The organism is Hymenobacter sp. HD11105 (assembly GCF_054051685.1).
The window spans coordinates 691791-716255 of sequence record NZ_JBSWBR010000001.1; the positions used below are offsets into that span (position 1 = coordinate 691791).

At 55.8% G+C, this 24465-nt stretch carries 16 protein-coding genes, 2 tRNA genes and 1 pseudogene; 12 read left to right on the plus strand and 7 right to left on the minus strand.

Annotated elements, in window-relative coordinates; genetic code table 11:
• Positions 1 to 85: 85 nt before the first annotated feature.
• Positions 86 to 3559: a transcription-repair coupling factor gene (mfd, locus tag ACW9KT_RS03160; protein ID WP_457077937.1), complete on the minus strand. Its 3474-nt coding sequence runs from the start codon at positions 3557 to 3559 to the stop codon at positions 86 to 88.
• A 241-nt stretch (positions 3560 to 3800) separates the two neighbouring features.
• On the opposite strand from mfd, the gene ACW9KT_RS03165 reads away from it, so the two are divergent.
• Together ACW9KT_RS03165 and ACW9KT_RS03170 are read left to right on the plus strand one after the other, a co-directional pair.
• Entirely contained in the window at positions 3801 to 4541 is a 741-nt protein-coding gene (locus ACW9KT_RS03165) for a metal-dependent hydrolase (RefSeq protein ID WP_457077938.1), read from the plus strand.
• A gap of 551 nt (positions 4542 to 5092) precedes the next feature.
• Complete coding sequence (locus ACW9KT_RS03170) at positions 5093 to 6088, plus strand: NYN domain-containing protein (RefSeq protein WP_457077939.1); 996 nt, start codon at positions 5093 to 5095, stop codon at positions 6086 to 6088.
• Between the two features lie 167 nt (positions 6089 to 6255).
• On the opposite strand, the gene ACW9KT_RS03175 is transcribed toward ACW9KT_RS03170, so the two are convergent.
• Both ACW9KT_RS03175 and ACW9KT_RS03180 read right to left on the minus strand, forming a co-directional pair.
• Positions 6256 to 6723, minus strand: coding sequence for a PaaI family thioesterase (locus ACW9KT_RS03175; RefSeq protein ID WP_457077940.1), 468 nt, complete (start codon positions 6721 to 6723; stop codon positions 6256 to 6258).
• 104 nt (positions 6724 to 6827) lie between these two features.
• On the minus strand, positions 6828 to 7271 hold the full coding sequence (locus tag ACW9KT_RS03180) for a GNAT family N-acetyltransferase (protein ID WP_457077941.1): 444 nt from the start codon (positions 7269 to 7271) through the stop codon (positions 6828 to 6830).
• A gap of 246 nt (positions 7272 to 7517) precedes the next feature.
• Between ACW9KT_RS03180 and ACW9KT_RS03185 the strand changes: the two genes are divergently transcribed.
• On the plus strand, positions 7518 to 8009 hold the full coding sequence (locus ACW9KT_RS03185; protein ID WP_457077942.1) for a YajQ family cyclic di-GMP-binding protein: 492 nt from the start codon (positions 7518 to 7520) through the stop codon (positions 8007 to 8009).
• Between the two features lie 121 nt (positions 8010 to 8130).
• Positions 8131 to 8895, plus strand: a complete 765-nt coding sequence (locus ACW9KT_RS03190; protein WP_457077943.1) for a TerC family protein — start codon at positions 8131 to 8133, stop codon at positions 8893 to 8895.
• Positions 8896 to 8967: 72 nt separating this feature from the next.
• Here ACW9KT_RS03190 and ACW9KT_RS03195 read toward each other — a convergent pair whose 3' ends face one another.
• The 3 genes from ACW9KT_RS03195 to ACW9KT_RS03205 are packed head-to-tail and all read right to left on the minus strand — an operon-like array spanning position 8968 to position 10781.
• Positions 8968 to 9759 carry a J domain-containing protein gene (locus ACW9KT_RS03195; RefSeq protein WP_457077944.1) on the minus strand — a complete coding sequence of 264 codons (792 nt, stop codon included), beginning with the start codon at positions 9757 to 9759 and terminating at the stop codon, positions 8968 to 8970.
• A gap of 14 nt (positions 9760 to 9773) precedes the next feature.
• Positions 9774 to 10277, minus strand: a complete 504-nt coding sequence (locus ACW9KT_RS03200) for a hypothetical protein (RefSeq protein WP_457077945.1) — start codon at positions 10275 to 10277, stop codon at positions 9774 to 9776.
• Between the two features lie 24 nt (positions 10278 to 10301).
• Complete coding sequence (locus tag ACW9KT_RS03205; protein ID WP_457077946.1) at positions 10302 to 10781, minus strand: DUF6438 domain-containing protein; 480 nt, start codon at positions 10779 to 10781, stop codon at positions 10302 to 10304.
• A 143-nt stretch (positions 10782 to 10924) separates the two neighbouring features.
• Between ACW9KT_RS03205 and ACW9KT_RS03210 the strand changes: the two genes are divergently transcribed.
• The gene (locus ACW9KT_RS03210) at positions 10925 to 13489 is read left to right on the plus strand and encodes a T9SS type A sorting domain-containing protein (RefSeq protein ID WP_457077947.1); all 2565 of its coding nucleotides are present in this window, start codon (positions 10925 to 10927) and stop codon (positions 13487 to 13489) included.
• Positions 13490 to 13617: 128 nt separating this feature from the next.
• On the opposite strand, the gene ACW9KT_RS03215 is transcribed toward ACW9KT_RS03210, so the two are convergent.
• Positions 13618 to 14154 (minus strand): RNA methyltransferase, encoded by a 537-nt coding sequence (locus ACW9KT_RS03215; protein ID WP_457077948.1) that lies wholly within the window; start codon positions 14152 to 14154, stop codon positions 13618 to 13620.
• Between the two features lie 148 nt (positions 14155 to 14302).
• On the opposite strand from ACW9KT_RS03215, the gene mutS reads away from it, so the two are divergent.
• The 7 genes and pseudogenes from mutS (at position 14303) to ACW9KT_RS03250 (ending at position 24431) form a co-directional block, all read left to right on the plus strand.
• Positions 14303 to 17023 carry a DNA mismatch repair protein MutS gene (gene mutS / locus ACW9KT_RS03220; protein ID WP_457078566.1) on the plus strand — a complete coding sequence of 907 codons (2721 nt, stop codon included), beginning with the start codon at positions 14303 to 14305 and terminating at the stop codon, positions 17021 to 17023.
• 204 nt (positions 17024 to 17227) lie between these two features.
• Positions 17228 to 17303: transfer RNA gene (locus ACW9KT_RS03225), tRNA-Gly, on the plus strand.
• A gap of 135 nt (positions 17304 to 17438) precedes the next feature.
• A pseudogene (locus tag ACW9KT_RS03230) lies at positions 17439 to 17837 on the plus strand (hypothetical protein); the annotation flags it as partial.
• 45 nt (positions 17838 to 17882) lie between these two features.
• Positions 17883 to 17965 (plus strand) — tRNA-Leu (locus ACW9KT_RS03235).
• Positions 17966 to 18104: 139 nt separating this feature from the next.
• Positions 18105 to 22379 (plus strand): PAS domain-containing protein, encoded by a 4275-nt coding sequence (locus ACW9KT_RS03240; protein WP_457077949.1) that lies wholly within the window; start codon positions 18105 to 18107, stop codon positions 22377 to 22379.
• A gap of 201 nt (positions 22380 to 22580) precedes the next feature.
• Positions 22581 to 23579 (plus strand): AAA family ATPase, encoded by a 999-nt coding sequence (locus ACW9KT_RS03245; RefSeq protein ID WP_457077950.1) that lies wholly within the window; start codon positions 22581 to 22583, stop codon positions 23577 to 23579.
• Positions 23580 to 23612: 33 nt separating this feature from the next.
• A complete protein-coding gene (locus ACW9KT_RS03250) occupies positions 23613 to 24431 on the plus strand; it encodes a class I SAM-dependent methyltransferase (RefSeq protein WP_457077951.1) in 819 nt (272 codons plus the stop codon).
• The last annotated feature ends 34 nt before the right edge of the window (positions 24432 to 24465 follow it).

Sequence of the window (24465 nt, forward strand, 5' to 3'; positions counted from 1 at the left end):
GATATATTATACTCAATGCGTAGATATATGTTGCGAAAAACAAAAAATTTAAAGGCAAAGTAGAAGATGTGCTACCTCTGGTAGCTTAAACTCCTACCTTCTCCTCACTCCCCAACTCGCTCAGAATCCGTTTGGCAGCCTGCACGCTTTTCACCTCCTCGATGCTGACGATGAGCTGTTCCTTGCGCTCCTTCATGGAGGCGGTGCGGGTGTGGGTTTGCACGTAGCTGACGATGTTGCCGAAAGTTTCGCCCTGGAAGTAAGCTTCGTTGTCGGTGGCCGAGATGTAGCCTTTCAGCAGATTCTTCTTCAGCGTCAGCTTCTCGAAACCCACGTGGCAAGCCTGCCAGCGCAGGCGCACGATGTCGGCCAGCTGCTCTACTTCGGGCGGTAGGGGGCCAAAGCGGTCCACGATGCCGACCACGATTTTGCGCAGCTCCTCGGGGCTTTTCACCCTATCCAGCTTGGAGTAGAGCTGCAAGCGCTCCGATACGCTGCTCACGTAGCTATCCGGAATCAGGATTTGCAGGTCCGTCTCGATGTTGCACTCCTTGGGGCCTTTGGTGCCGGCCGCTTCCTGGAGGCGGCCGGTGGTGTCGCCCAAAAACAGGTCGCGGAACTCGGTTTCCTTCAGCTCCGTCACCGCGTCGTCGAGGATCTGGTGGTAAGTCTCGAAGCCCAGATCATTGATAAAGCCGCTCTGCTCGCCCCCCAGCAGGTTGCCGGCCCCGCGAATGTCGAGGTCGCGCATGGCCACGTTGAAGCCCGCGCCCAGGTCCGAGAATTCTTCCAGCGTGCTCAGGCGCTTGCGGGCGTCGGAGGGCAGGGTAGCTACGGGCGGCGTGAGCAGGTAGCAGAACGCCTTCTTGTTGGAGCGCCCCACGCGGCCCCGCATCTGGTGCAGGTCGCTCAGGCCAAAGAGGTGAGCGCGGTTGATAATAATGGTGTTGGCATTGGGAATATCCAGGCCCGACTCGATGAGGTTGGTGCTCACCAGCACGTCGTATTCGCCGTCGATAAACTTCATCATGCGCTTCTCCAGCAAGTCGCCCTCCATCTGCCCGTGTATGTAGGTGATGCGGGCGTCGGGCACGAGGCGCAGCACCATGGCCGCCATTTCCTCAATGTCCTTCACGCGGTTGTGCACCAGGAAAATTTGCCCCCCACGCTTGATTTCGCGGGCTACCGCGTCTCTGATCAGCAGCTCATCGAACACGTGCAGCTCCGTTTGTACGGGCTGGCGGTTGGGCGGCGGCGTGGCAATCACGCTCAGGTCGCGGGCGCCCATCAGCGAGAAGTGCAGGGTGCGCGGAATGGGCGTCGCCGAGAGCGTGAGCGTATCCACGTTCACCTTCAGCTCCTTTAGCTTGTCCTTGGTTTTTACCCCAAACTTCTGCTCTTCGTCAATCACCAGCAGGCCCAGGTCCTTGAACTTGATGTCCTTATTGGTGAGCCGGTGCGTACCGATGAGAATATCGGTTTTGCCCTCGGCCACGCGGGCCAGGGTTTCTTTTATCTGCTTGGTGGTCTTGAAGCGGTTCACGTACTCCACCGTCACGGGCAGGTTGGCGAGCCGCTCGCGGAAGGTTTTGTAGTGCTGCATGGCCAGAATGGTGGTTGGCACCAGCACGGCCGCCTGCTTGCCATCGGCCACGGCCTTAAACACGGCCCGAATGGCTATTTCGGTTTTGCCAAAGCCCACGTCGCCGCAAATGAGGCGGTCCATAGGGTGGGGCACTTCCATGTCACGCTTCACGTCCTCGGTGGCCTTGGCCTGGTCGGGCGTGTCTTCATAAATAAAGCTCGATTCCAGCTCAGCCTGCATAAAGCTGTCCTTGGCAAAGGCGTGGCCGGGGGCCGTTTTGCGCTTGGCGTACAGCCGGATCAACTCGGCGGCAATGTCCTTTACCTTCTTCTTTACCGACTTCTTCTTGTTTTCCCACTCCGGCGAGCCCAGCTTGCTCATAGTCGGCGGCGTGCCCTCGGCCCCCGAGTACTTGGCGATCTTGTGCAGGGCGTGAATACTCACGGTCAGCACGTCGTCGTCGCGGTACACCAGCCGGATGGCCTCCTGCAAGTGCCCGTTTATCTCCACTTGGGTAAGGCCCGCAAAGCGCGCGATGCCGTAGTCCTGGTGGGTCACGTAGTCGCCGGGCGAAAGTGTGCGCAGCTCCTTGAGCGTAAGCGCCTTTTTCTTGGAAAACTTACGCGCTTCCTGGGCCCGATAAAACCGCTCAAACAGCTGGTGGTCGGTATACACGGTCAGATTAAGCACTTCATCGATGAAGCCCTCGCGCAAAGCCAGCAGCATGTGCTGGAAGGTTACGTTATTATCAAGCTCGTCAAAGATGGTGCGTAGCCGGTCGGCCTGCCGCACCGAGTCGGCCGCAATAATGCAGGTAAAGCCCTTCTGCTGATTTTCGCGCAGGTTTTTTACCAGGCGCTCAAAGTCCTTATTAAAGCTGGGCTGAGGCCGGGCCGAAAACTGAAAGTCCTCGGCATTCTTAAAGCTAAAGCGCTTGCCAAACTCCACAACGGCAAAGTTCTCCAGCAGCTTCTTAAACGACTTCCCCGATTCAAACAAATCCTCCGGCCGGCTCACAATCTGCATACCGCCCGCCGATTGCAGCATCTCCTGAAACCCCTGATCGGCCTTCTCAAACGACTCGCCTACAATATCGATGGTCTGGCGCACGTCCTTTATCCACAGCGCCGTATTGCGCGGCATAAAGTCCAGAAAAGCCTCCCGGGTTTCCTGCAACAGCTTGGTTTGCACATTCGGGATAATGCTCACCTGCGGCTTCTGCTCCACCGACAGCTGAGTCTCCGGATTAAACGTCCGAATGGTCTCGACCTCATCCCCAAACAGCTCTATCCGATACGGCAGCTCATTGGCGTAGCTGAAAATGTCCACGATACCGCCACGCACGGCAAACTGGCCGGCCTCATACACAAAGTCGGTCCGCTCAAAGTCGTACTCCGACAGCATCTCGCTGATAAAGTTGACATCCAGCTTCTCACCCACTTTCACCAGAAAAGTGTTGGCAACTAAGCTTTTCTTGTTGATAACTTTCTCAAACAGCGCTTCCGGATAGGTTACGATCAACTCGCCGCGCACTTCCGCTTTCGAGGCCTTGCCATTAGCGCCCACGGCCGCGCCACTGCGGCTGCTGCTGAGGCGGTTGAGGACCTCGGCTCGCATCAGCACATTGGCGTTTTCCGTCTCATCGAACTGATAAGGCCGCTTGTAAGAGCTAGGGAAGATGAGCGGATCAGCCTCGGGCAGCAAATGCTGCAAATCGGCCAGGAAGTAGCTGGCCTCATCTTTATCGTGCAGCACATATAAATGGTGCTGCTCAGGATACAGCGTGTGCGCAGCCGCGGCCAGCACAGCATCCTGGCTACCGACCAGGCCGCGCAGATGGATGCGCGTTGGCCCATCGGGCGCGGGCTCACCCGTAGCGCGCAACGACCGGGCGGTGGCCGGATTCAGGCGGGCCGCCACGGTCATCACAGTGGGATCGAGGCGGTATAACTGGAGGAAGTCGGTGACTTTCAAAAGACAGAGAAGGCTAGGAGGGAGGCAAAGGTAGAAGCCCGGCCGGATGGTTTTCCGGTCGGGCTACTGCGTGTTAGGCAATACCGCTGCCAGGGGACGAAAGTTTCCGGCGAGGCAGCGGATGTTCATTGGGGGGCAAATAAGGCTACTTTTTGAAAAATGTATTTTAAAAAAGCCCCCCGCACCAAAGCTGACGCCCGCGCCGGTATATTCGGCTTCTGTTCTGTTAAATTTTATATAAGTGCGCGGTTCTTCTCACCTGGCCATCGGCCTGATTACGGGCGTGGCCATTGCCGGTTTGGTGCCCGGTATTCCCTTTTCACCCGCTGGTATTGCCCTCGCTGGCTTCTCCTCCCTAGCCCCCGACCTCGACCACCCCGAAAGCCGCCTAAGCAAACGGCTGGGCTTCTCCCACAATTACGTGCGCTGGGCCTTTGCCGCCGCTGGCGCCGGTTTGGCCGCCTATACTCACTTTCTGTTGCCCATCGGCCCCGACCGGCGCATGGGTTTCACGGCTGCGCTGGCTTTTGGTTTGCTGGGCTTGGCTATGGAGGGTGGCTCGGTGCGGAAACTGGCCTTGCTGTTTACCGGCGTGCTCACGGTGCTGGGCGGCTTGTATTTTGAGTTTCTGTGGCTGAGCTTGCTCGGCATTTTTGTGGCCGTAGCGCCCTTCACCAGCCACCGTTCTTGGACGCATACCATTTGGGCCACTTTCCTCTGGACCTACATTGGCTACCTGGCAAATAAGTCGTTGGGCTGGCACGGAGTAGCTCACTTTGCCGGGGCTGGCTACCTATCCCACCTGCTCGCCGATTCGCTTACGAAGCAGGGCGTGCGCTGGTTCCTGCCCTTCTCCGATACCAGTTTGAAGCTGCCGCTCATTTCTACGGGCTCGGCTACGGGCAATGTGTTGGAAGTAGCTATTTGCGCCGGCTACGGATTACTAGTGCTGGGGTTGGTGCTGGGCCGCTTACAATTTTGAAGTGAGTTTTAATTTTTGTAAATTTTATCAACATTAGCGTCGAGCTTTAGCTACGTAGTCCCCGTAAAATGCCCTACGTACTACCCGTAAGGACGAAAAAAAGATTCTTGCACAAAAACCTGCACTAACAAAAGTTTGTATTCTTAAAATGATGCACTTAGTTTCGCAAACAGAAAGAATGTTATAAGGAAATAAACTGGTGTAAACTACGCAGTATTAAATATATTTTTTTTAATATTACGTTAATATTAACAGGTAATTATCCTGCACCTTTTGCAGTCCTTTCGGGCTTTCTATGCCTAGTTTACTTTATCTACCCTTTTACCGCGAGCTGATTTACTAGCGTCGCCACCTGTACTCCTTCGTGGCGATTGGCTCACCCAATCACGTGATACTCAAGTATTGCTTCAACTGTTTTTACGGTAGTGCGAGCAGCGAGCTTTGTATCTTTGGCCGGGCCATTTCTTACCCAGTATTACCCTGCCGAACCTATATACCCGCTCCTATTCACACACCCCACTTGCGCACAAAAACAAATTAGTATGAACCAGATGAATAGCCCTCTGATTCGGATAGGCGTCTTCTATGACGGCAATTATTTCCTGAAAATCAGCGATTACTACTACTTCCAGCATGAGCGTAAGGCTCGTATCAGCTTGGAAGGACTACATGAATATATCCGCCACCAAGTAGCCGAAGAAGAAGATGTAGACGTGCGCCTAAGCCAGGTGACCGACTCTCACTTTTTCCGAGGCCGCCTGAGTGCTACCGAAGCCCGCGATAAAGACCGCCTGTTTCATGATCGTCTGCTCGACGACATTCTGATGCACCTGGGCGTAACCACCCACTATATGCCCCTGAAAACCCGCGACGGTCGTTTGCAGGAAAAAGGCATTGACGTATGGTTAGCCCTGGAAGCCCTGGAAATGGCGCTGCACAAAAGCTTCGACGTGATTGTGCTTATCGCCGGCGACAGCGACTATGCTCCGCTTATCAAGAAGCTCAATACCATCGGCACCCGCGTGATGCTGCTGAACTGGGACTTCAAGTACGTGGATTTCAAAGGCGAAAACCGCGTGACGCGCGCTTCTCAGCAGCTGCTGGAGCACGCTACGTATCCCATCGCCATGCACGACGTGATTGACGCCGGTCTGGCCAGCAACGACGAGCTGATCGAAAACCTGTTCGTGACCCAGCCCGAGCCTGCGCCTTTCCCCACCGTAAAGCCCGCGCGTCCCACTGGCCCCACGGCCGCTGGTCCGGTAGGCACGGTAGGTATGAGCACCATCAAGAACCTGAAAAACGGGTTTGGCTTCGTGGTAATGCCCCCCAACAACCTCTTCTTCAGCTACGCTGACATGTCGGAAGGCGACTTCAACGACCTGCACGAAGGCGACTGGGTGGAGTTCACCGTGGGCCGCAACCACCGCGACGAGGATTGCGCCCGCAACGTGCGCAAAGTACAGCCGCCGCAGGAAGGCGACGATTACGATGATGATACCGAGACCGAAGAGCACGAGTCGGCTAGCACCTCGGAGTTATTATAAGCCATAAGAATAAGTAAGAAGTCTCGCTCTGATTAACCTCTAAGGTTCGGCGACCATTCACTTTCGCTCGCCAGGCGCTCCGCAACAAGCCCCAAGGCGACGAATTTAAGTAAACAAAAAGCCCCCCGCATCGCTGCGGGGGGCTTTTTGTTTGACTTTCTGGCTCCTTATTGCTCCTTTGGAAACAGCAGATCGTGAAAGTCGCGCTTGCTGGCGGGGTAGCGGTTGAAGGTGCCCATACCACGCGCCACTACTAGCTCGCGGGTAGCGCAGTAGATGTTGGCGCTGGTTACGATGAGACTATTGCCGGAATGCTCCACGTGCCCCCGAGCAATAAGGTGGTCGTGGAGGCGCACGGGGTACAGGTAGTTTATCTTGAACTCGACCGTTGACACTAGCTCACCGACCGTGAAGGCCAGACTGAGGGCCGCCGCGCCCAGGGCCGCATCCATGAGGCCTGCCAGCACCCCGCCGTGGCACGTACCCGGCGACGACAGGTGATCTTCGCGCACGCTCATCGTGTAGATTACCTCGCCAGGCGTGGTCACGGTCAGCTCCATGCCGTTGGCCCGGCCGTAGTTGTTGATCTGGTTGTAGAGCGCCACCAATGTGGCAATATTAGGAGTGGGTTCCATAGTAGCTGAAAAGATACGCTTCCTATCGGAAAAGCCCCCCAGCGCACCTGCGGCCGCGGGGGCTTTGGCGGTGAAAGCTGAAGCTGTGCTTATGAACAGATAATTTACTTCGTAAGAGCCTTACGCATCAAGAAGTGCGGAATGACACCAAATAGCGTGTGCGAGGGCGCCACAATTTCGTAGCCGATTTTCTGGTAAAATGGTACTGCCAATTCGCGGGCGTGTAGGATGCACTCGGTGAAGCCGTGGGCCGCGGCGTACTCTTCCAGATACGCCATGAGCTGCTGACCCACGCCCCGGCCTTGCCAGTCGGGGTGCACGGCTACGGCCCGCACTTGCGCCTGGCCCGGCCCCGACGGGTGCAGGCGGGCCACGCCTGCGAGGGTACCATTGTTGGTGAGGAGCATGGCGTGGTGGGTGGTAGGGACCTCATCGTCGTCGGCGCGCTCCGAGCCGGGGGGCTGCTGCCAAGGTTGGCGCAGCACCTGATAACGCAGGGCGTAGTAGGCGGCAAAGTCGGCGGCGGTGCGGGGTTGTTGGATAATCATAGCGAGAATAAGCTGAACGATAAGCAGGCCGCTGGAGAGCTGGTTTTGTCCCCCATTGAAAGTTATTGCTCACTAAATATAAGACCACCGACCGACGGCGGAAACACGCGCGGTTCTGGGGGCAAATTTGTGAGCGGGCTGCCGAACTCAACTGTATACGAAAGTCGGTAAACATCTACCTTTGACACCTACGTCACCCGGGCTGCCCAAATGACGTACAGCTACTCCACGTCCAAAACCAACCCTATGCCTTCTTTCGATATTGTTAGCAAAGTTGATCCGCAAACGCTCGAAAATGCGGTGAACACGGCCAAAAAAGAACTCCAGACCCGCTACGACCTGCGCGACACCAAAGGCGGCATCGAGCTGGACAAAAAGGCTAATACCATTCAGCTCAGCTCCGAAAACTCCATGCGCGTGAAGTCTTTGGAGGATATTCTGCTGGGCCGCATCGTGAAGCAAGGCCTCGATGGCACCTGCCTCGACTTTTCCGAGGACGAGCAGGCCGCCGGGGCGCTGATCAAGAAAACGGTAAAAGTGCGCGCCGGCATCGACAAGGACACCAGCCGCAAAATCGCCAAGCTCATCAAAGACAGCAAGTTGAAAGTAGACGTGCAAACTCAGGATGAGCAAGTGCGCGTGGCATCCAAGAAAATCGACGAATTGCAGCAGGTAATGGCCTTGCTGCGCGGCGCCGATCTGGGCCTGCCCCTACAGTTTGTGAACATGAAAAGCTAATCGCAGAGTATGCAGATTGAGCAGGTTTCGCTGATTCGAACGTCAGATAAACCTGCTCAATCTGCGCCTGCACCGCTTTGCCTCAGTGAAATCCCCTCTAACACTGTAACCCTACGCTTTCATGTTTGACATTTCTGTTTTCTCTGATCCTAATACTTGGATTAGCTTACTGACGCTAACCTTTATGGAGGTGGTGCTGGGTATTGATAATATTATCTTTATCTCCATCATTGTCAACCGGTTGCCGGCCGATCAACAAGGCCGCGGGCGCACGATGGGCCTGATGCTGGCTTTGCTGTTTCGCATTGCGTTGCTCTTGAGCATCACTTGGATTGTCAGCCTGAAGGAACCCTTATTTACCATTAATCTGCCCTTTTTAGCGGCCGACCACGGCGTATCGGGGCGCGACCTGATTTTGTTTGCTGGGGGGCTTTTCCTGTTGGCTAAAAGCACTACCGAAATTCACACCAAGCTTCAGGGTGAAGAAGAAAGCCATGTTACGGGCCAGTACAGCAGCTTTATGCGGGTTATTATTCAAATCATTCTTATCGATATCGTCTTCTCTTTCGACTCTATCCTGACTGCTGTTGGCCTTGTCGATAATGTGCTGGTCATGATTATTGCCGTTATCATTGCTATGGGCATTATGCTGGCCTTTGCCAAGGTTATCGGCGACTTCGTGAATAAGAATCCGACAGTGAAGATGCTGGCCCTGTCCTTCCTGATCATGATCGGTATCATGCTAGTTATGGAAGCTTTCCACCAGGAAATCCCAAAAGGCTACGTGTACTTCGCCATGTTCTTCTCCTTGGGCGTAGAGATGCTGAATTTGCGCTTGCGCAAAAAAGCGCCACCCGTGGAGCTGCGCGATTCGCGCTACGATTAAAATACGCCCAGTTGCCCAAGCAGATCGGCGCCGCTACAGTCTGAACCTTCAGCTGTAGCGGCGCCGATCTGCTTAGGCGGAAATGAGTAGATAGCCTGTTATTATCAGCAGCAACATGCCCAAAAGGCCTACTCCCAACCGAACATCGCTGTTGAAGCGCGGCGACTGCGCCAAGCCAGCGCACACAAAAAGTATCCACGGCGCCAGCCACGAATCGGTGTATAGGTTGGAGGGCTGCACGTGCTGGCCGTTGCTGCGCACTACCTGTAGGGCTTTGCGCATCAGTAAGGTGCGGCGAACCCGCACCTTTTCGCCTAGCAGAATACGCTCGTCGCTATCGAAGCGGCCCTGTTCGGTTTGGTGGCGAAAGTAGATGTGCGGGGTGCCGCGCGAGCGACTGGAGCCACCTTCGTAGTACACATCCACGCTGTACGAGAGTATCCGCTCTACTCGCTCACGCGTCAAGCCATAGTCTAGCAGCAGCAGCAAGCATAGCACCATGCTCAGCAGCATTACTGGCCGCATCCAGCGCAGCAGGCGCGCATACTCGGCCGCGTACCGCTCTTGTAGGCTAACTGAGCGCCGCCGCACTGGCCGCGGCACCGCTACGGGCGGAATGGTGGCCGGAATAGCGGGCACGGGCCGCGGATTGCGCAGGGCCCAAAGCTGGGCATCGTAAAACTGCCGTTTGGCCGGCGCACTCAGTATCTCGTAGGCCCGATTAACGGCCAAGTAGCGCTGATGGGCTGTCGGATCGGGTGTGCGGTCGGGGTGAGTAAGGAGCACGAGGCGCCGGTAAGCCTGCCGAATATCAGTCGCCGAAGCTTGCTCTGGCACTTCCAACACCTCATAATGGGTAATCATACTCCAACCGATGATTATCGCGCAGCCAGAGCTGCTACAGCTTCCACTTGATCCTGCACCCGGCGCGTCGCCAGCTCCAGTAAGCGCCGGTTCAGCTCGGCGCGGTTTGGGCGATAATAAGCCAACTCTGTTTGCGTAAATAGCCCTACCACGGTGCCCACAATTAGATAACGCAGCTTCACGTTGCGCGTGAGCAGCTCGCCTATCAGACGCTGCTGCTCGACTACGCCCGCGGTGCTAAACGGAATATGGTGCTCCTGAACAAAATCGGCGACCAGCAGCAAAAGCAACTCGTTTTGAAGCTTCAGTACCGGTCGTAGGGTACGATGCAAAAAGTCGCCTGCGGTAGCAATCTCGGCTGTGGGGGGCAAAAATGCCGTCGCTACCAGCGGGCGCGAGCTAAGGAGGGCCGCGTCGCGGTCGGCAGGAGTGAAGGCGGCAGAAGATTGGCTCATCGAAAAAATGCCCCCCAGCGGCGTAAATCGGGAAAAACGAGTAGTGAGATAGAAAGCAGTCAATAACGCGCAGGCGGCAAACCTTACTTATTGAGCTGGTATAACAGTTTGCCGCCACCGATCGGCTTTTATTAGGTTTAATAACTCTACCTCTAGGGCTAGCAGGGCGGCAGGCGCCCCATCGTAATTACGGATTCGTTTGCTTTTGGTGCCTTGCCAATAGGTGATGTACCTGGTGGGCAAATCGGATAAAGTTGATACGTAGCTGTCCTGGAAAGCAAAGAATTTAGCTGCGTCGAACTTCGCCGTTAGCTCTTTTCGCTCGGCGGGAGTTAGCTGTCCGGCGAAGGAACCAGTCCGAGGGGCATTAGCACCGCCTTTGTACGTCATGCGGCCGTCGGAGTACACTGTAAGCTGGTCGACGGGGCAAGGGCCCATGCAGGCGGTACGCTCCAACTGCATAAGTTTATCGGTAGCCGTTTGCACCGGCCGGCACCCAAGAAATGCTACGGTAACGAGCAGTAGAAGCAGCCCGGGAGCTGGCCAAACACAAGCTTTTTGTATCATAAAAAAGACAACCAAAACTGGCCAGCAACTATACCACGGGCGAGAGGCTAGGAGTAAGGAGGGAAAATTTTCGGAAAAATGAGTCAGATCTTCTAAATTTAAGAATCTGCCCTCTTATTGGCTATTTATACCACTCGCCCTTTGTGAAAAAATTACTCTTTCTCTCCCTCCTAGCCTGTGGGGCGCTACGCGCTGCGCATGGCCAGCAGCTCGTGCCGCAGGCCCAGCTCAAGATGGAATCGCGGGCTGTAAAACCCGTTATCTGCTACGCCCGGCCCGAAAACATGCACACGTATGTAGCGCCGCCCGCTCAGTTTTTGCGCCCCACCGGGGGGCGCCCTACCGCCGATCAGGCCCGCATAGAAGTCGTTTACAACGGTTTTCCGCCCGATGCACAAGCCGCCCTGCAGCGAGCCATCGATATTTGGCAGTCACTGCTCTTCTCTCCCGTTGTTATTCGGGTAAATGCTAACTGGGGCCCTCAAGGACAAGGCGTGCTGGCCTCGGCTGGCACTACTGAAGTATTTCGTAATATTCCTGGTGCGCCCAAAAGTGATGTTTGGTATCCGATTGCACTAGCTGAAAAGATCACCGGACAGAATCTTAATGCACCTACTGCCTTTGATATCAACGCCACTTTTAATAGTAGCATAAACTGGTATCTAGGGCTGGATGGCCGCCCGGCAGCTAATCAGTACGATTTGGTGACGATAGCCTTACACGAGCTAGGCCATGGCTTGGGCTTCCAAGCCTCAGCTACCTATACCGATCCGCCTCCCGCTACGGGCGCGCTGGGCAGTCTCACGGGCTCAGGTTTTCCCTACGTGTTTTCAACGTATATTGAAAATGGTCCCGGCCAGCGTCTGGCCAGCAACCGCTTGTTTGTGAGCCCGTCTACGGCCCTTGGCCAGCAGCTCATCAGCAACGACCTATATTTTAACAGTCCACTGGCTAATGCGGTAAATGGCAATAACCGACCCCGCCTGTTTGCTCCTTCACCCTGGGATCAGGGCTCCAGCATCTCCCACCTAGACGAGGCCACCTACCCCGCTGGCAATCCAAATTCCTTGATGTCGCCTCAGGTTGGCGCGACTGAGGTCATTCAGAACCCCGGCCCGATTACGCTTCGGATGTTTGACGAGATGGGCTGGTTTAATACCGCCATTCGGCATGCGCCCCTCCTAGACACGGAAACTCCTCAGAACTTTGTAGTGCGGGCCAACGTGGTCAGCGACGGCACCATCACGCCGGGCTCGGTGCGACTTTTTTACCGCATAGACAATGGCACCGACCAGGCCGGCGCTACCGATACGCAGCTGCCTATGACGGTCGCCAGCGGTTCGAGTGAGTACACAGCCACTATTCCTAATCCGGGCACCGGCCGCCGCGTGAGTTACTATATCTCGGCCGGCGATGTGGAAACGGGGCGCACTTACACTTCTCCGGGGGTATTGTTGCCCACTACCACCAATAATCTGCAGCCTCGCTACCAGTTCTTTGTAGGCCCCGATGTGATTGCCCCTCAGCTGGCCCACGAAGCCTCAGGTTTCATTTTTGAAAATCAGCTGCCCCTACGCATCGTTGCGCTGGCCGCCGACAATATTGGCATAGCCTCGGTAGCGGTAGAGTATACCGTGAATGGAACGGCCCGCCCAAGCTTTAACCTCACTCGGCAGGCTGATGGAATCACGTATCAGGGCAACATTGCCAGCACTGCGGCGGCTCCCATCCGGCAGGGTGATATTATCAACTACCGCCTCGTGGCCCGCGATGTGTCTTCCAACGCCAATCAGACCGTGAACCCGGTTACTGGGCAGTATCAGGTGTTTGTGGTGGCCATAAAAGCCCCCCAGGTTACGTACATCAATCCCTTTAATAACATAACGCCTACTACGCCCCCCGATTTTGTGGGCGTAGGCTTCTCCATTGCGCAGCCCGCAGGCTTCAACGACTTGGCTATTCACTCCCTTCACCCTTACCCGGATGAGCGCAACAACCTGATTTATCAATTCTTGATTCCCATTATTGTGGAAGCTGACCCAGCCAAGGCTACTATTCGGTTCGATGAGATTGTGTTGGTAGAACCAGGGGCTGCTAATAGCGAATTTGGCTCGGCTGACTTCTTTGACTATGTGGTAGTGGAAGGCAGCAAAGACAACGGCATAAGCTGGACGCCGGTAGCCAATGGCTACGACGCTAGTTCACGGGAGGCTTGGCTGGCCGCTTACAACAGCACCGTCAATACTGACCAGAACTCTACGGCTGTGGGAACGCCGGCGCTATTTGCCCCCCGCACGCTCAACCTGCGCGACAAATTCGCGGCTGGCGATGTCGTGCGCCTTCGCTTCCGTCTGTTCTCCGATGACCTTGCCCACGGTTGGGGCTGGGCTATCGATAACCTTCGCATTCAAGACAATACAGTAACTAGCCTAGCGACCGAAGTGCAGAAAACGGGTGGCCTGAGTGTATACCCTAACCCTAGCGAAGGCAAGTTCACGGTGCAGGCGCGCTTCCAGAAGCCCACTACTGGCTTACAGATTCTGGTACGCAACAACCTCGGCCAAGTAGTGCTGCGGCAGGCGTTGGCGGGCGCTCAGAGCGAGCTAAAGCAAGCCATCGACTTGAGCAGCTTATCGGCCGGCATGTACATGGTAAGCGTAGGCACCGAAGGCGATGCTGCGATGCGTAAAGTGTTGATTACTAAATAAGACAACATTTAGCAATAAGTAAAAAGCGGCAGCTCCCAACGCGGGACTGCCGCTTTTTACTTTAGCATAGGAAGAAAAACGTCCCCCAGCGCTAACCCTGCGCCCATGGATGGATTAAATATGTTCGTTCATCCTCCAAAGCCCATCTTGCGCATAAAATCCCAGAGCACCACACCGGCCGCCACCGACACATTGAGCGAGTGTTTGGTGCCAAACTGCGGAATCTCGACGGCCGCGTCGCATAGAGCTAGCACGTCATCTTCAACGCCGAAAACTTCATTGCCCATCACTAAAGCATACGGACGCGCTGGGTCTGGTTGAAAGTTGCTGAGATTCTGACTGTTGTCGGTTTGCTCTACGGCCACTACCACGTAGCCCGCAGCCTGGAGCTGGCGCACTACATCGGTGGTCTGGGGGGCATATTCCCACGCTACCGACTCGGTGCTGCCTAGAGCCGTCTTCGTGATTTCGCGCTGGGGTGGGCGGCCCGTAATGCCGCAGAGCCAGATTTTTTCCACCGCAAAGGCATCGGCCGTGCGGAAGGCAGCGCCTACATTATGTAGGCTGCGCACGTTGTCGAGGACAAGGGTAAGGGGGATTTTTTGCGTATTTTTGAAGTCTGCCACCGTCAGTCGGTTCAGCTCTTCCATCGAAAGTTTGCGCATTGTGCAAAGGTAGGAACCTGCCTCTGCGCACTTGCCGTTGGGGTGGCCTAAAAGCACAAATCAGTTGAAAACGAAAGCTAAAAAAGGTCCAGGTCCACGCTCGGAGGCATACGCCGCCGTGGCGCCCACGCTCGAAACGACGCCCCTCATGCGTCAGTACTACCAGCTCAAGCAGCAGTACCCCGGTGCGCTGCTCCTGTTTCGGGTGGGCGACTTTTACGAGACCTTCGGGGAAGATGCCGTCACCACGAGCCGCATCGTGGACATTGTGCTCACTAAGCGTGGGGCCGGTACCTCGTCGGAAGTGGCACTGGCGGGCTTTCCTCACCATTCCCTCGATACCTACTTGCCCAAACTGGTGCGCGCCGGGCAGCGCGTGGCCATCTGCGACCAACTCGAGGACCCCAAGATGGCCAAAGGCCTGGTGAAGCGCGGCGTGACAGAGCTTGTGACGCCCGGCGTGTCGTTCAATGATAATGTGCTGGACCGTAAGGCCAATAATTACCTCTGCGCTGTGCATTTTGGCAAGCAAGAGGCCGGTATTTCCTTTCTCGACATTAGCACCGGCGAGTTTCTGGTAGCGCAGGGCGATGTGCCGTATCTGGGCAAGCTGCTCCAGAACTTTGCTCCGGCCGAAATTCTCTTTTGCAAAAAAAGCCGCCAGGAGTTCGAAGAGCATTTCGGACCCGACTTCTGCCATTACGCCCTCGACGAATGGGTTTTTGGCTTCGACTACGCCCACGATACGCTCACGCGCCATTTTAAAACCACAACGCTCAAAGGTTACGGCATCGACGGGCTGCGTGAGGGGATTACGGCTGCGGGCTGCATTCTGCACTATTTGGCCGAAACCAAGCACACCGACGTGGGCCACATTGCTGGTATTGGGCGCTTGGAGGAAGACAAATACGTGTGGCTGGACCGCTTCACCGTGCGCAACCTGGAGCTGGTTCAGCCCCAGCACCTGGGCGGCGTTCCGCTGATTGACATTCTGGACCAGACTGTAACGCCTATGGGTGCGCGCCTGCTGCGCAAGTGGGTAGTGCTGCCGCTCAAAGAAGCTGCCCAGATTCAGCGACGCCTCGATACGGTGGAAGCTTTATTGGAAAACAGTGAGCTGCTAGGCGAAATAACTCAGCACTTGCGCCAGATAAATGACCTGGAACGGTTGATTTCTAAAGTGGCGGTGCGCCGTATCAATCCACGCGAGCTGCTACAGCTGAGTCGGGCCCTAGAAGCCATTAGCCCAATCCGGACGGTGCTGGCAGCTTCGGGCATCCGGGCTTTGCAGAAGCTGGCCGATCAGCTGAACCCTTGCGACACCCTGCGGACGGATATTATCACCAAGATTCGGCCCGACGCGCCCGTGCTCACCAACCAAGGCCACGTGCTGAACGACGGCGTTGACAAGGAGCTAGACGAGCTGCGCAGCATTGCTTTTTCGGGCAAGGACTACCTATTGCAATTACAGCAGCGCGAGCAGCAGAACACCGGCATTTCATCGCTGAAAGTAGCTTACAATAAAGTGTTTGGCTACTACCTGGAAGTATCCAATGCTCACAAAAATAAGGTGCCTACTTCCTGGATTCGCAAGCAGACGCTGGTAAATGCGGAGCGTTACATCACGGAGGAGCTGAAAACGTACGAGGAAAAGATTCTCCACGCCGAGGACCGCCTCTTCGTCATCGAGCAAACGATTTACAACGAGCTGGTGCAAGCCGCCGCTGACTACGTGCCGCAGATTCAGCAGAACGCACGCGCCATTGGCGTAATGGATTGCCTGACTTCGTTTGCGGCCACGGCCCGGCAGTACAACTATGTGAAGCCCACGGTGAACGACGGCGGCGTGCTCGATATTCGCCAAGGTCGCCACCCGGTAATTGAGCGCCAATTGCCCCCCGGCGAAGCCTACATCCCCAACGACATCTGCTTGGACCAGGACGACCAGCAAATAGTAGTAATTACCGGCCCCAACATGGCGGGCAAGTCGGCGCTGCTGCGCCAGACAGCTCTCATCGTGCTCCTAGCTCAAATCGGCTCTTTCGTGCCGGCCGAAGCGGCGACTATTGGCGTGATTGACAAGATCTTCACCCGCGTAGGCGCCTCCGACAACTTGAGTAAGGGCGAAAGCACCTTCATGGTGGAGATGACCGAAACGGCCAGTATTCTGAATAACCTCTCCGACCGCAGCCTCGTGCTCATGGACGAAATCGGGCGCGGCACCAGCACCTACGACGGTATTAGCATTGCCTGGGCCATTGTGGAGCACTTGCATAATAACCCGAAGGCGCGGGCTAAAACGCTATTTGCCACTCACTACCACGAGCTAAACCAGCTGGCCGACGACTGCCCCCGCGTACGCAACTACAACGTGGCCGTGAAGGAGGCCGACGGCCGCATTCTGTTCATGCGTAAGCTGGTAGCGGGCGGCTCCGAGCACAGCTTCGGCATTCACGTGGCCCGCATGGCGGGCATGCCTACCTCCGTAGTGCTGCGAGCCAACGAAATCATGCACCACCTGGAGCAGGAACGTGCTAACGCCGGCGATGGAGAGACTGATGCCCCCACTGAGTTCGATGAGCTGTTGGCTGGTCTGGAAAATGCCCCCCAGCCCGCCGAAGGTGGCAAAGTAGTAGCCATGAATGGCCACACACCCGAAAAAGCCCCCCAGCGCGGTCCGCGGGCCCAGCCCGCCGCGGCCGTTGCCACGGCACCGCGCCCCAGCTTACAATTGAGCATGTTTGAGCCCGCCGATCCCGCTTTGGAACGCGTGCGCGAGCTTATTCAGCAATTGGACGTTAATACTCTTACGCCTATCGAAGCATTACTGAAGTTAAACGAACTCAAGCTGGCACTGGGGGGCAAATAAGCTTTATGTCAACAAGGCGAAACTATCTGAATCAGCGAATTTCGATCACTCGGCATAACATGCAATAAAAAAAAGTGCCTGAGAATGAGGGGGAAGTAACTTTTTGAGTCACCCAGATAAGAAAAAAGTAGCTCTGCCTCTTGACAAAAGCGAAATACGTTGTACTTTTGTCGCACCATTCGCTGCTTCGGTGGCGTACCTCAAGCGAGAGTAGCTCAGTTGGTAGAGCGCGACCTTGCCAAGGTCGAGGTCGCGAGTTCGAACCTCGTCTCCCGCTCCAGATTAAAAAAGACGCTTCCAAACGGAGCGTCTTTTTTGTTTTTAAAGCCTTCTGTAAGGGTAGACATGCGTTGAGCTGTGGGTGCGTGTCTACTGCCTTTCGAAAGGTTGCTATATTTGCATCTCAAGACCAAGTATGAGAAGCGAAGTAGTGAGCCAAAGCTTCTCAGTCGCACAAGTAATTGTGGCTTTGGGCTTAGTGCCAGCGGGCGGTAACTACAAAACAGTACAGGCTCGGATTACTGCTTTGAAACTGAACACAAATCATTTTACGGGGCAAGGCTGGAATAGTGGACCGCGCTACCGGAATTTTGGCAAGCAGTATCGTTTGTTAGATATTCTAGTCGAAAACTCATCCTATAAATTCACTCATGGCTTAAGAAGCCGATTAGTAAAAGAAGGTTTTAAAGTACATCAGTGTGAGGGATGTAGCTTACGTGACTGGCGCGGCCAACCCGTTCTATTAGAATTACATCACATTAATGGTGTAAATAATGATCATCGATTAGAAAATTTGCAGTTACTTTGTCCTAATTGTCACGCTCAGACAAGTAGCTATCGGGGCAAGAACCAGGCAAAAGCCGGAGTGGTGGAACTGGTAGACACGAGGGACTTAAAATCCCTTGCCGAATAGGCGTACGGGTTCGATTCCCGTCTCTGGTACTGTAAAAGCCCCCTGTCAACTGTGCAGGGGGCTTTTTGCTTTAAGTCAAAATTGGGTCGTTAAATTTTGCGCAACAGCGTACGCTACTTTTTAGTATTAGCTGACTTACTTGCGCCCAAAGGACGTTGCCACGCTTCTATGACAGCAGATTCTGTTGATTATCAAACCCTCTTCGAAACCCTGCCCGGTAGCTACTTAGCTCTCACTCCCGATTTTGTGGTCGTGGCGGTTTCGGAGGGCTTGACAAGGGCAATACGTCAAGATAAAGCGCAACTTATAGGTAAAGCGCTGCCCGATAATGCGGATGTTTATGCCTCTCTGCAATATGTACAGCAGTACCGAGCAGCCCATGAGCAGACGCTACCGTGTAATCCTTTAGCACCCGGCGAAACCAACGCAGCACCTCAGAGCTGGCGCAGCCGGGCTTGGCCCGTGCTTACCGCTGAGGGCAACGTGCGCTATATTTTATATAGCTTGGAGGAGCTACCAAAGCCAGAGCCAGCGCCGATTCTTACTCCTGAAGAGGAGCAATTTCGACGGTTGGCAAACGCCTTGCCTCTGCACGTGTGGAGGGCTCGGTCCGATGGCCAGCTGGACTACATCAACGAGCAGATGGTAGCATACTCAGGCGTAGCAGTAGAAAAGCTGGGTCCAAACAACTGGCTAACTCTGCTGCATCCCGACGACCACGCGGTAGTGGCCGAACGTGCCCAGGGGGCGTTGACCACTGGTAGCTACTACGAGGTAGAGGTGCGGATTCGGCGGGCCGATGGCGCTTATCGCTGGTTTTTGGTGAAAGTTCAACCCCAGCATGACGCCGCAAGCCAAGTAGTGCGCTGGTACGGCACTAATACAGATATCGAAGAGCAGCGGCAACTTCGCCAGCAACTGTTTATCAGTGATCAGCAACTGCAGCAAATAATAAATCAGGTCCCCGCCCAAATCGCGACCTTGCTGGGGCCCGAACACGTGTATGGGTTCATTAACGAGCAGGCTCAGCAGTTGCTAGGCACTGCCGTTAGGCCCGGTATGGCGGCGGCCATAGCTCGACCTTCCTTAGTCGAGACCGGCTACATGCGACTGGTAGATCAGGTGTACCGCACAGGTGAGCCGTTTGAGCTGCTCGAAATGCCAACTGAGCAGCCAGGAGAAGATGGGGCTCCCAACCGGACTCTGTACTTCGATGGCTTATTGCGGCCTCTGACGGACGACCAAGGCCATACACAAGGCGTGCTGGTATTCGGGTTGGATGTAACCGAGCGGGTGCAAGCCAAGCAACGCGCAGCCGAGCTGATGGAGGAAGTGCGTGAGCAAGACCGGCAGTTTCAGCAGGTAATGGAGGGCTTACCGCAGATGGTGTGGGTATCCAAGCCCGATGGAGCCGTAACCTACTATAACCAACGCTGGTACGATTTTACGGGCAGCAACTTTGAGGAAATGCAGGGGTGGGGCTGGAAGAAGCTGTTGCACCCAGACGACCTCCTCCCTTCAGCCAAGGGCTGGCAAACGGCAGTAGATCAAGGCACAGTGTTCGAGGCCGAGCACCGCTGGCGTGATCGAGACGGTAATTATCGGTGGTTTCTGGCCCGTAGCGAGCCCATCCGTTCAGCCAGCGGAACCATCCTGCGCTGGGTAGGCACCAATACGGACATTGATGAGCAGAAGCGTTTTCAGCAGCAGCTCGCGGCCAAAGACGAACAGCTGCACCAAATTTTGAGTCAGAGTCCGGCACTTATTGCTACCCTTGAGGGCCCTGACCATCGTTATGCCTTTACTAATCCGGGCTATGATCAGCTAGTGGGCAACCGGGCCCGCCTGGGTCAGCCGGTGGCAGAATGCCTGCCCGAACTAGTTGAGCAGGGCTTCGTCGATTTGCTGGAAGAAGTATATCGCACGGGAACAACCGTCGCGCGCCAACAAGTCTACGTTGAGCTGATGGACCCGGCCAGCAGTCAGTTGCGCCCCACCTACCTAGACTTTACATATCAGCCGCTGCGCGATGCTGGGGGGCAAATTCATGGGGTACTGGCCTTTGTGGTGGATGTGACTACGCAGGTGCAAGCTCGCCAACGCGCGGAGGCGCTGGCCGCGGAAGTACAGGCCGCTTCGGTGCAGCTCGTTCAGCAGCGCGAAACGTTTCACCAGCTCTTTCAGCAAACGCCAGCCAGCATTGCCATTCTACGTGGCCCCGAGCACCGGTTCGACTACTTTAATCCCCGGTATCAGGCTCTCTTTCCCGACCGCCAGCTTGTGGGGCAGACCATGGCAGAAGCGCTGCCCGAAACCGTGGAGCAGGGGTTTGTGGAACTGCTGGACCAAGTGTACCGCACCGGCGAAACCTTCTTCGGTGACGAGTTGCCCTTTCAAATACAAGCTGCGTCGGGGGCCAGCTCCAAATACCTTTATTTCAACTTCACCTATCAGGCATTTCAGGAAAATGGCGAGATAGTAGGCGTAGCGATATTTGCCTACGACGTAACCGAACAAGTGAAAACGCGGCGGCAAACCCAAGTGCTGCAAGCCAAGATAAGTCGGCGCGACCGGGAGCTGCGCATGATGGCCGAGAGCCTACCCCAGATCACCTTCGTGACCGAAACCGATGGGCGCTTGAGCTACGTGAGCCCACAGTGGTACGCTTATACTGGCAACCGCCCCGACGCAAATTTCCAGGCTAACTGGCCTGCTACCGTTCACCCCGACGACCTAGAAATTCTGCGGGTTGAAGTAGCGGCTGCCACCAGCGAACTACGGCCCTGGCGCTGCGAGTTTCGATTGCGCCGCCACGATGGCCGCTACCGGTGGCACCTAGGGCAGGGGGTACCCGACACCGACCCAACGACGGGGCAGCCCCGGCGCTGGTTTGGCTCCAATACGGATATTCACGAATTGCGCGACCTGCAGGAGCAACTATTGCTCAAGGATCAGCAGCTTCAGCAGATTTTAAGTCAGGTGCCCGCCTACATAGCTACCGTTACGGGCCCCGAGCACCGCTATGCCTTTACCAACGCCAGCTACGATGCTCTCATGGGTGGACGCATCAAGCTGGGCCGGCGCGTGGGTGAACTGCTGCCAGAATTGGCTGAACAAGGCTTTGTTGATTTATTAGACACGGTATATCAAACCAAAAAGCCTTACGTAGGGCGCGAAACCCTCATTCAGCTGCTCGACCCGGCTACGGGCAGCATGCAGTCTTATTACCTCGACTTTGTTTATCAGCCCTTGTACGATAGCAAAGGGCAGACTCAGGGAATTCTGGGCTTTGGCATAGATGTAACGGAGCAAGTGAAGGCCCGGCAGCAGACGGAGGCCCTACAGGCCGAACTGCGCGGCCGCGATGAACAGTTTCGGTTTCTGGCCGAGAGTATCCCGCAAATCGTGTGGATGGCGGATGCTAATGGGCAGGTAGAGTACTTCAACCAACGCCTGTGGGAAGCTACCGGGCGGCACCCGCATGAAAGTCTGGGCGAATCGGCCTGGCTTCATATCATTCACCCCGACGACCAGGCCCGTACCCGGCAAGTGTGGCAAGAGGCAACCCAAACGGGTGAAAAGTATGAAATGGAGTACCGCTTTGTGTCGCCGACGGGCCGCTACCGCTGGTTCTTGGGTCGCGCTGAGCCCTTGCGCAATAGCGCCGGCGAAATAATAAAATGGTTTGGCTCGTGCACCGATATCGACGACTTCAAGCAGGCGCAGCAACGCTTACAGAATCAGAATAATCAGTTGCTGCGCATCAATCAAGACCTCGACAACTTCGTGTATACGGCCTCCCACGACCTGCGCCAGCCCATTTATAACATGGCCGGCATCTTCGAGGAACTCACTCGCACTACGCACTTTGAAGACCCGGAGGCGGTGGAGTTGATTGCGATGTTTGAGGAGGCACTCCAGCGAATCTATCGCACCATTCAAGATCTGGCCGACATTGTGCAAGTACAGCGCCGCTACGAGCAGGTGCCCGCCGAGCCCGTGGAGGTGTTGCCGCTGGTGCAGTCAGTTATCCGCAGCGTGCAGGAACAGGTAGATGAAGTGGGGGCCAAATTTGAGCTCGAAACCGAGGCTGTGCCTGCGCTGTGGTTTGTGCGGAGCAATCTGCAAAGTGTATTGTATAATTTGATCAGCAACGCCCTTAAATATGCCATGCCTGGCCGGCCACCGCGCATTCAAGTGCGCACCTACCTAATCAATGGTGCGCCCGTACTTTCCGTCGCCGATAACGGCCTGGGTATTGATCTGGAGCGTCACGGCGCCGAGTTGTTCCAGATGTTTCGCCGCTTCCACGACCACGTACCGGGCTCCGGCATGGGGCTGCACCTGGTCAATCGGATTGTGCAGCAGGCCGGTGGGCGCCTAGAGGTAGAAAGCACAGTAGGGGAGGGCACTACGTTTCGCGTTTATTTTCAAGCATCCTGACAGGTAGTGTAGCTACTGGGGGGCTTTTTTAGCGAAAAAGTACTTTCAAACGGAAAAAAAGCCCCCCGAATATGCGTCATTGCTCTTTCAAGCGTTGAGCAACCCTTAGCATTGATGTCCGCAACGCTCGCGCCATAGCATTACCCGACCTGTAAAGCGCGGTATTCACTACTTTTAAGCCTCTTTTCCCCGATTCACCGTATGGCCGCACCCGACCCCATGGCGCCCGCCGCCGATCAGCTCGCTTATTATCAGGACAAAATAAAGCAGGTATTTGCTGAAGTCGGCAAGGTGGTGGTGGGCCAGCAGTATATGGTCAACCGTCTACTGATCGGGCTGTTCACTGGGGGGCATATTTTGCTCGAAGGTGTGCCAGGTTTGGCCAAAACACTGACCATCAGTACGCTGTCAAAAGTGCTGCACCTGCACTTTCAGCGCGTGCAGTTCACGCCCGACTTGCTGCCCTCTGACCTGGTGGGTACGATGATTTACAATCAGAATCAGTCGGAGTTTCAGGTAAAGAAAGGCCCCATCTTCGCCAACCTCGTGCTGGCCGACGAAGTGAACCGCTCTCCTGCCAAAGTGCAGAGCGCTCTGCTCGAAGCCATGCAGGAAAAGCAGGTGACCATCGGCGAAACCACGTATCCGCTCGATCTGCCTTTTCTGGTGCTGGCTACCCAAAACCCCGTGGAGCAGGAAGGCACGTATCCGCTGCCCGAGGCCCAAGTCGACCGCTTTATGATGAAAGTGTACGTCGACTATCTGAAGAAAGCCGATGAGCTGGAAGTGATGCGGCGCATGGCCAACCTGAGCTACGTGGGCGAGGTGAGCCCTGTGCTTACCAAGGAAGATGTGTTTGGTGTACGCGGCCTGATCAATCAGGTGCAGATTTCGGAGACGCTAGAAAAGTACATCGTGGAGCTGGTGTTTGCCACCCGTAAGCCCGCTGAGTATGACTTGCCCGAGTTTGCGCAGTACGTGCAGTTTGGCGTAAGTCCGCGGGCCAGCATTGCCTTGCACCGCGCCGCCAAAGCCGTCGCCTTCTTCGACAGCCGCGACTACGTGCTGCCCGAAGACATCAAGGAGGTAGCCACCGACGTGCTCAATCACCGTATTCTGCTCAACTACGAAGCCGAAGCCGACGGTGTCCGCACCCAAGATCTGATTGAGGCTATTCTAAAGAAAGTGCCCATCAGCTGATTTTTCACTTCCTGCTCGCCTCATATCTATACCGTGTCTCGTCTTGCCAAGACTTTCCGGGCGCTGGGTAGCCTGGTGCGCAACCCCTGGTTGCTCAACCACGTGCTGGCTGCCGACGAAGCGGGTTGGCAAAGCCGAGCCCGAGCCACCGCGGCCGGACGCCGCCACCTGATGGAGCACGGTTTGCCGATGGTACCACTAGCTCCTTTTTTGCCCCCCAGCGGTGATGCGGTGCAGCCTTTTGCCTTCCGCGAAGGCGGCTCGCTGCCTACCGACCTGGCTTTGTTACGCGGTTTGGCCCGCGCCATGCCCGACTGCCACTACTTTGAGATAGGAACGTGGCGGGGCGAAAGTGCGGCCAACGTAGCAGAGGTGGCTGCTATGGTACACACGCTCAATCTGTCGGCGGAGGAAATGCGCAGCCTAGGCTTGTCGGCGCGCTACATTGAGCTGCATGGGTTCTTTTCGCGGGGCTTGCCCAACGTGCAGCACCTGCATGGCAATTCGGCCACCTTTGATATGGCTGGGCTGGGGCAGCGCTTCGACTTGATTTTTATCGACGGCGACCATCATTACGAGTCCGTGCGTACGGATACGCGCCGCGTGTTTGAGCACTTGGTGCATCCGCGTACAATCGTTGTGTGGCACGATGCCGCTCGCCAGCCTGGGCAGCCACGCTGGGAAGTGCTAGCCGGCATTCTGGCGGCCCTGCCCGAAGCGGCTGGGGGGCAATTGGTGCAAGTTGAAAATACGCTCTGCGCCTTGTACTCGCCCACGCCGCTTGCCGCCCACGCGCCCAACCCACTGGCTGATCCGCAGCCGCATTTCGCGCTGCATATCCAGCCTCGCTAGTGGAGGCGAAAACTTAGTAACACCTTAGCTACAG

Excerpts from the sequence above, each read along its gene's own strand:
- ACW9KT_RS03205 (WP_457077946.1), bottom strand. The coding sequence starts at position 10,781 with ATGATACAAAAAGCTTGTGTTTGGCCAGCTCCCGGGCTGCTTCTACTG.
- ACW9KT_RS03175 (WP_457077940.1), bottom strand. The coding sequence starts at position 6,723 with ATGGAACCCACTCCTAATATTGCCACATTGGTGGCGCTCTACAACCAG.
- ACW9KT_RS03185 (WP_457077942.1), top strand. The coding sequence starts at position 7,518 with ATGCCTTCTTTCGATATTGTTAGCAAAGTTGATCCGCAAACGCTCGAA.
- ACW9KT_RS03215 (WP_457077948.1), bottom strand. The coding sequence starts at position 14,154 with ATGCGCAAACTTTCGATGGAAGAGCTGAACCGACTGACGGTGGCAGAC.
- mutS (WP_457078566.1), top strand. The coding sequence starts at position 14,303 with ATGCGTCAGTACTACCAGCTCAAGCAGCAGTACCCCGGTGCGCTGCTC.
- ACW9KT_RS03195 (WP_457077944.1), bottom strand. The coding sequence starts at position 9,759 with ATGATTACCCATTATGAGGTGTTGGAAGTGCCAGAGCAAGCTTCGGCG.
- ACW9KT_RS03245 (WP_457077950.1), top strand. The coding sequence starts at position 22,581 with ATGGCCGCACCCGACCCCATGGCGCCCGCCGCCGATCAGCTCGCTTAT.
- ACW9KT_RS03240 (WP_457077949.1), top strand. The coding sequence starts at position 18,105 with ATGACAGCAGATTCTGTTGATTATCAAACCCTCTTCGAAACCCTGCCC.
- ACW9KT_RS03180 (WP_457077941.1), bottom strand. The coding sequence starts at position 7,271 with ATGATTATCCAACAACCCCGCACCGCCGCCGACTTTGCCGCCTACTAC.
- ACW9KT_RS03170 (WP_457077939.1), top strand. The coding sequence starts at position 5,093 with ATGAATAGCCCTCTGATTCGGATAGGCGTCTTCTATGACGGCAATTAT.
- ACW9KT_RS03190 (WP_457077943.1), top strand. The coding sequence starts at position 8,131 with ATGTTTGACATTTCTGTTTTCTCTGATCCTAATACTTGGATTAGCTTA.